General features: G+C 53.2%; 7 protein-coding genes. 5 read left to right on the top strand and 2 right to left on the bottom strand.

What is annotated here, in order from left to right; genetic code table 11:
* Both Poly21_RS28090 and Poly21_RS28095 read right to left on the bottom strand, forming a co-directional pair.
* Positions 1–213 (bottom strand): hypothetical protein (locus Poly21_RS28090; RefSeq protein WP_302120739.1); only part of this gene is annotated, 213 nt, incomplete at its 3' end.
* A 288-nt stretch (positions 214–501) separates the two neighbouring features.
* Positions 502–846, bottom strand: a complete 345-nt coding sequence (locus Poly21_RS28095) for a hypothetical protein (RefSeq protein ID WP_302120740.1) — start codon at positions 844–846, stop codon at positions 502–504.
* 280 nt (positions 847–1126) lie between these two features.
* Between Poly21_RS28095 and Poly21_RS28100 the strand changes: the two genes are divergently transcribed.
* The 5 genes from Poly21_RS28100 to Poly21_RS26510 all read left to right on the top strand — a co-directional run bounded on the left by Poly21_RS28100 (position 1127) and on the right by Poly21_RS26510 (position 6541).
* Entirely contained in the window at positions 1127–1522 is a 396-nt protein-coding gene (locus tag Poly21_RS28100; protein ID WP_302120741.1) for a hypothetical protein, read from the top strand.
* Positions 1519–2313 (top strand): hypothetical protein, encoded by a 795-nt coding sequence (locus tag Poly21_RS26495; protein ID WP_146410081.1) that lies wholly within the window; start codon positions 1519–1521, stop codon positions 2311–2313. The genes Poly21_RS28100 and Poly21_RS26495 overlap by 4 nt, the downstream gene beginning before the upstream one ends.
* A gap of 456 nt (positions 2314–2769) precedes the next feature.
* Complete coding sequence (locus Poly21_RS26500; RefSeq protein WP_146410082.1) at positions 2770–5091, top strand: RHS repeat domain-containing protein; 2322 nt, start codon at positions 2770–2772, stop codon at positions 5089–5091.
* 32 nt (positions 5092–5123) lie between these two features.
* Entirely contained in the window at positions 5124–5885 is a 762-nt protein-coding gene (locus Poly21_RS26505; protein ID WP_146410083.1) for a type 1 periplasmic-binding domain-containing protein, read from the top strand.
* Positions 5886–6076: 191 nt separating this feature from the next.
* Positions 6077–6541 (top strand): hypothetical protein, encoded by a 465-nt coding sequence (locus Poly21_RS26510; RefSeq protein ID WP_146410084.1) that lies wholly within the window; start codon positions 6077–6079, stop codon positions 6539–6541.
* Positions 6542–6791 lie beyond the last annotated feature (250 nt).

Raw genomic sequence — 6791 nt, forward strand, 5'->3', positions numbered from 1 at the left:
GGTTGCGAGTTGCGGGTTACGAGGGCGGGCGAGACTGTACCGAATTAGCGGTGTAACAATCGCTGCCACTTGCGACAACAATTCGGCCCAAAACCGGCGGGAAGTGCGACCAAAGCGAGGCCGGTAATATCTAACCCGATGCAATCCGCCTGCCTGGTAGACAGTTGGAATAACTGCTGCGCTCTCGGTTGCGGTATAGCGATTCTTGCTCAAGTCAGATGCGTCAAATCACCGATTTTGCAAAGAGTGCAACGGATTTTCAACTCTTCGCCGCAAATGATCCGCCGGACAGGAATAAAAGTTTGGGTGGCCCCTTTTTGTTGATTTGGAATCATTGGACTGCATCTTCAAAAATCTTCTCCGCTGAGGTTGTTTTCTGGAAGTGACCCTGTAACATTGGCTTTGCGACCGATTACGCCCCTTTACGTCAATCGCGGAAAGTTTGCGAATGTCATCCAGCAGTTCATCGCCAGGATCTTCATCAAGCAGCAGCAGTTCCTCTCATGGTGGTGGCAGCTCGTCTAGTTCCTCGTGGATGGGAAGTTCGTCCAGTTGCTCGTCCTCAAGTAGCTCGTCTGGGTACTCGTCCTCCAGCAGCAGCTCTGCGTGTTCCGCTGTATTTGATCCTTCGAAAGTTAAGACAGGTTTTACGATTCCGGCAGGCCCCGTCGCAGGCAGCAGTTCGTCAAGTAACTCGTCCAGCAGCTCAAGCAATTCGTGTGTCAAGGATATCAAGCGACGGGTAACGATCACGGTTACCCCAAAAGGGCGGACCGATGATTTTGAAATCAATATCTCTGGAATTAGCCGAGTCAGTGTCACGGAGATCTCGCGAGACTCAGGCACCGGTAAGATCGTGATCGATGTGAGAGGTACGTCTGCAACACCTAACACCAAGCCGAACGGTGACACCACTATTGAAGCGAAGCTCGATGGTCATGTCTGTGGTTCCGCACAGGCAGTCGTGATTGTGCCAAAATCGATATGCGGTCCCTGTCACTACGGCACTTCCAGCAGCAGTTCGTCCGGTACGCCAGCCTGCCCGCCGGGCTCACACCGGACGCCAGAAAACCTTGTACTCGACGGCACGACTAGTCCCGCGTTTATAAACTTACCTACCGGAAAAGTGAAATTAATAACCGCGTGGATCGCCTGGGTGACAATGGAAGTTTGTGATCAGTTCGAAGACTCGCTCGATGAGATGTACGAAGGATGTTGTGTCGAAGAAAAGAATCGCGGCAATTGGTACCCGATCAATCAGGCGATCACTAGCGACGGAAAGTATCAGGATCCTGTGATGTGGTACCAAGAACCGGATCCGTCCATCGTAGATGCTGATAGTCAATCTGCCGAAGACTGGCCGGCTGAACAAGCACTAACCATGGCGTCTTCGGCGTGTGCTCCGCAGCGAATTCCTGTGCGAATATGCGGCCATGAGATCGGCAAGACCGACCGCTGGCTCTGTCATCGACAGCTTGACTGTGTATGGATCGTTTGTCCAGATGGAGCCATTGTGGTTTGATCCGCGCTGCCGATATGGTTGTCCCAAATTTGGTTTCGAAGGGAAAGGGCGATATGAAGAATGAACATGAACTGGATGCTTGCGTGCGGTCTCAGCGAAATCTGGGGCACCGCTATTTCCCCGATATCCTTAGCATTGCGATTGCCGTCGCGATGATTTCACTAATCACTCACGCAAGGGGCTACTCCATGTCGCCACAAAATACAACGCAGATTGATCCGAGTTCCTTGGACACGTCAGACGCTTACTTTGAAATGATGGGTCCAAAACTCAAAGTCCATTTTACGATATATCGCTTGTACGGCTCAGACGCGTTGAGCAGTCCAAAGAGGTCTTTCGATCCCTCGGTTTCCACTATTCATGAGCTGATCCGAGAGATCGAGACGAAGCTGCCGGGCATCCGGGTGATCCTAGACGAAGAAGACAAGAAACATCCGGTGATCCATGTCATCGAAGAAGCCGCCGAAAAGCAGAGCAAGATTTTTGATCGCCTAGTAGACTTAAATTATTCGGGGCCGGTAGGGTTTATTGCCAGAGAACTTCATCGCCGTGATATTACGCAGATTGCGTGGCCGTTGTCTGGAGATAATACGCAAATGTACAACGACACAATAACTGACGTCAAAATCAACGTGAAACATCGCTCTGTTCGCGATGTTTTGACTCATTGTGTGGACAAGGATCGCTATTACTGGATCATCTGGGACGCGACGACATTGCAGGAGTTTGGAGAGTGGACAACACAGATCCGATTTTCACGTTCGATGGACGTCGGTAGCGAACACGATTAGAGATTTAGCTAGAACGTTGAAGAAATCTAAGCACTGTCATGGTCAAACGTAAACATTGACATGCGCGAGAACCGATATCGGGCACATCTGGGGCCCGTTCTGTCCAAAACCCCGACGACCCATCGGGACCGTGATTCGTTACAAAATGTTGTCCAAATGGCGGTCTTCCTCAGAGGAGGTGGAGCCTCGAGTCGGCTCATTGGCCGTGATTTCAGCTTTGATTTCACGATAAGCGCAGCAGCGAATGCTCAACGTAAAAATGGATCTTTGACAATCGGGTGGTAGAAGAAGCGGCCAAATGGGTCAGGCCTCTTTACTGAGGCGCCAGCGCGATACACCGGAGGGAATTGACATCCAACCGATTGCCGATATTCGTCGGTTCGGTGACAACACAAGTCCTGGACTGCACTCGCGTCCAAAACACTCACCGCCGTCAACGCCTCCACCGGCAATCAGGTGACGCAGTACATCTACGGGACCACACTGTCAGACAGCGCGATCGCCTCGAGCAGCCTGCTGCGTCGTGAGATCTATCCGGATTCAACCGGCACGTCCGATAGCGTCAGCTACACGTATAACCGCCAGTCGCAGCGGACCAGCCTCACGGATCAAAACGGCTCGACTCGCCAGTATGACTTCGATGCCCTCGGTCGTCAGACGCAAGACCGAGTCACGACCTTAGGTGCAGGCGTCGACGGAGCGATCCGCCGCGTGGAGCAAACCTACGACGTTCGCGGGAATGTCGCGGCGGTGACCTGTTATAATAACCCGTCGGTCGGCAGCGGCTCGATCGAGAATCAAATCAACCGACAGTTCGATGGGTTCGGACAAGTGACGAAAACGTTCCAGTCGCACAGCGGCGCGGTCAACCCCGCCTCGACACCCAGCGTGGGACGGTCGTACACCGACGGCAGTGGGAACGTGCTTCGTCCCACCGCCACACTCTATCCCAACGGGCGAGAAGTCACGCTCGACTACGGCAGCAGTGGCTCGATCACCGATAAACTGAACCAGGTGTCCAGCCTGATCGATGATGATTCGACCGTCTTGGCGGCCTACGAATACCTGGGTCTTGGCACCTTCGTCCAGCAGGACAGCACGCAGGCCGATCTCCGCTACACGCTAATCTCGCCAACCCTCTCGACCGACCCCGACACTGGCGATATCTACAGCGGTCTGGATCGCTTCGGTCAGGTAAAGGACGTCCGCTGGCGAGATGTCTCGGCAGGCACCGATCTATCCCGGATCGAGTACGGCTACGATCGGGCCAGTAACCGCACGTGGCGAGAAAACCCATCCGATCCCAATCGAGAGCACGACTGGCTGTACGCATACGACGGACTCAACCGCCTGCAGTCCGCTCAACGTGGCCAGCTCAACGGCACGCACACCGCGATCACGACGCTCGACGCCGCCCAATGCTGGACACTCGATCCGACGGGTAACTGGAAAGAATTCCGGCAGGATAAGAACGGCGACGGAACCTGGGATTTCAATCAGACGCGCACTGCGAACGAAGTCAACGAGATCACGGACATCAGCAACACGCCGAGCGACATCTGGGCCACTCCTGCTTACGACAAGAACGGCAACACGACAACGAACCCACGACCTGATCTCGGCACCAACGCGACGATGACGGCGACGTTCGACGCCTGGAACCGGATGACAAAGCTGGTCGATGACACGACTTCGAACGTGCTCCTAGAAAACCAATTTGACGGCCGCAACTTCCGCGTCGCTGCCAAGGAGTACACCTCGGGAACACTCGCTCGGACGCGTGACTACTACTTCACCGACACCTGGCAGTGTGTCGAGGAACACGTCGACACCTCCAACACGCCACGTCGCCAATACGTGTGGGGGATGCGGTACATCGACGATCTCGTACTCCGAGACCGGGACATCTCGCCGTCGGGTGGACTCTTGACCGAGCGACTGTATTACCTGGCCGATGCGAACTGGAACACGACGGCGGTGGTGAGTGATTCGGGGAGCGTTCAAGAACGCTATGAGTACGCCCCCTACGGCAACCTAAGTATCTTCGAGGCCAACTTCACGCCACGAGCGGTTAGCACGTACGGCGTCCACTACACCTATACCAGCCGCGAGTGGACACCGGATGCAGGGCTGTACTACTTTCGTAACCGCTGGTACGACGCGCAACTGGGTAGGTTTAGCTCCAGAGATCCCATCGGGTATGACAATGGAATGAGTTTGTACATGGCGTACTTTGCTGTTCACGGGTTCGATCCATTGGGACTAATGTCCTGTCAAGAGTTTCTCAATAGCTCGATTGACAACTTTGCTTGGCCGGAACGAGCGGAAAACCAGTGGGATCGAGGAGCTCATATTTTTTGTGGGAACTGTCCCGGAGGCGGAGGATACAGCTTTGCGGAAGGGCAACGCTGTCATATCTGTTTACCACAGCATATGGACGGAACGGCGACTAGATTTGAAGCTCTTCTTGTTCATGAACTTATCCACTGTGACCAGTACAAGTGTGGGAAACGAGGGCTAGGGGGCAATCAGGCAGGTCCGACGATTGGCGGGCCAGTGCCGTTCCCCGAGCCAACTCCTCCTCAACCAAATCAATGTTTTAATTGTCAGAATTTTGAGAAGAGAGCATACCGCGAACAGTGCATGTGGCTCCATCCGGGTGATACGGCTGCATCTAAAAAATGTGTAGCGGACGGCATCTGCTTCAGTTGCAAGAACGCTTGCAAAGGAAAGAGCGGGTTCGAAAAATCCTGTAAAAAACGGGATCTTCCGTTTTAGCAAAAATACATACTAGGAGTTTTTAAAATTCCGTGCGTTACCAAACGAGCTTTGCCATACGAACCTTGGTTGCCACCTTAGCCTTTCTCGTGGCTCTAGTGGTCGTGTTTGCTGTTACACCAAGAGTACGCAACTGGCGAGCCCTTCGCGTTTTTGGCGAGCAAGGTTCGCTTGATGAAAGCTGGGTGGAATACGGGGATCCAAGCTTATTGGATCGACTGTTTGGTTTTACAGGCAAACCGTTCGCGGTACTGTTATGTGGTGACGATCCAGCGATCACCGAGCAGCTAAAGGCTCTTCAGGGTTTGCACGGTTTGCGAGTCATCAGCTTTGATTCTGTAACGAAATGCAACCTTCCGAACGGCGAGTTTCGATTGCCTGACGTGTATAAATTTACATTCTTAAATTGCGATGGCGACGCCGTGGAGGTTTTGCTAACTGCAGCTTCACGCCTAAGCGTAATTCACATTTTCGATTCGGAAGAATTGTCTGACAAAGCTTTGGATGGACCGCGACTCATGGCTGAAGTCGAAGAACTTGAGCTAGACGGAACCAACGTATCGGGAACATTCTTAAAGAATGCGAAAATCGCAAGAAACTTGTCTTCGGTTACGATGCGGTATTGCCCTGTTTCTGCCGAAGCGTTGGATTATTTGGTCAGACTACCGGCAGTCAAATACATTGAGATAGATTCGCCCACTTCCGAAATTTCTTATAGCCGAGCGCAAGCGATACTCAAGGATAGAGAACCGGACGTAAATGTCCTTTTGGGGGGATTTCAAGACGGTAGGTGACCCAGGGCCGACGCGAACTCTGGGTAACCTGGGGTGACTTCAGGTCGGTTTCTTGCGAGGAGAAGATAACGGGACGGGAGAAGATAACGGGAGTAACAGTTTAGTCCCCTGCGTAGGGAAATTCGGGGAAACTGGTCTTGGTGGAATTGGCCTGATGCGAATAAGTTGCGGAAATCACGGACGGAATTCGCATGAGTTACTCTTTCTACCCTCGCAAAGACGATCCCTGCCCCAACGTCGGACACTGTCCGCACGCTGGCGGTGTGCCGATCTCGGTATTGGTGCTTCGCAGCAACGATAACGAACAGTTCCACCAATACCTTCAAGGCACGATTGACGCCGAGCGAAAGCGAAATCGTCAGTTGTCTCAAGAGAATGAAAAACTCAAGGCTGAGCTTGAACAAGTCAAGATGGAACTGAAACTCGAGCGGCAGAACAAGTTCGCGACCAACAAGCAGAAGCAAGCCGCATCGGACACACAGACACCGCTCCAGCCAGTTCCCGAGCAACCAGCGAAGAAACGAGGTGCCCCCGTGGGCCACCCAGGTTGGTACCGCCCCACGGCGACCTACTACGACGGGGGACGAGCCTGGGGACATAGCTCCTTTTCAGGTGTTGACTTGCCGCTCTTCAGCATGGGGAGCCTGGGGACATAGCTCCTTTTCAGGTGTTGACTTGCCGCTCTTCAGGGTAATGATGATTTGGTTGAGTTTTCCGAGTGCATAGCCAAGCGAGGTGAGTGATGGCCCGGATGTGTCGAGCGGAAGTTTTTGATCCCGCCGAAGTTGCTGTGGCGCATGTCTTCAGCAGGACGGTCCGACGCTGCTTTCTGATGGGAGATGACCCGATCTCTGGAAAGAACTTCGACCATCGCAAGCGATGGATTGAACAGTATTTGCAACAATT

The sequence above is a fragment of the Allorhodopirellula heiligendammensis genome (genome assembly GCF_007860105.1).
Classification (GTDB): domain Bacteria; phylum Planctomycetota; class Planctomycetia; order Pirellulales; family Pirellulaceae; genus Rhodopirellula; species Rhodopirellula heiligendammensis.

Coding starts and splice junctions, on each gene's coding strand:
- Poly21_RS26510 (WP_146410084.1), top strand. CDS start 6,077: ATGAGTTACTCTTTCTACCCTCGCAAAGACGATCCCTGCCCCAACGTC.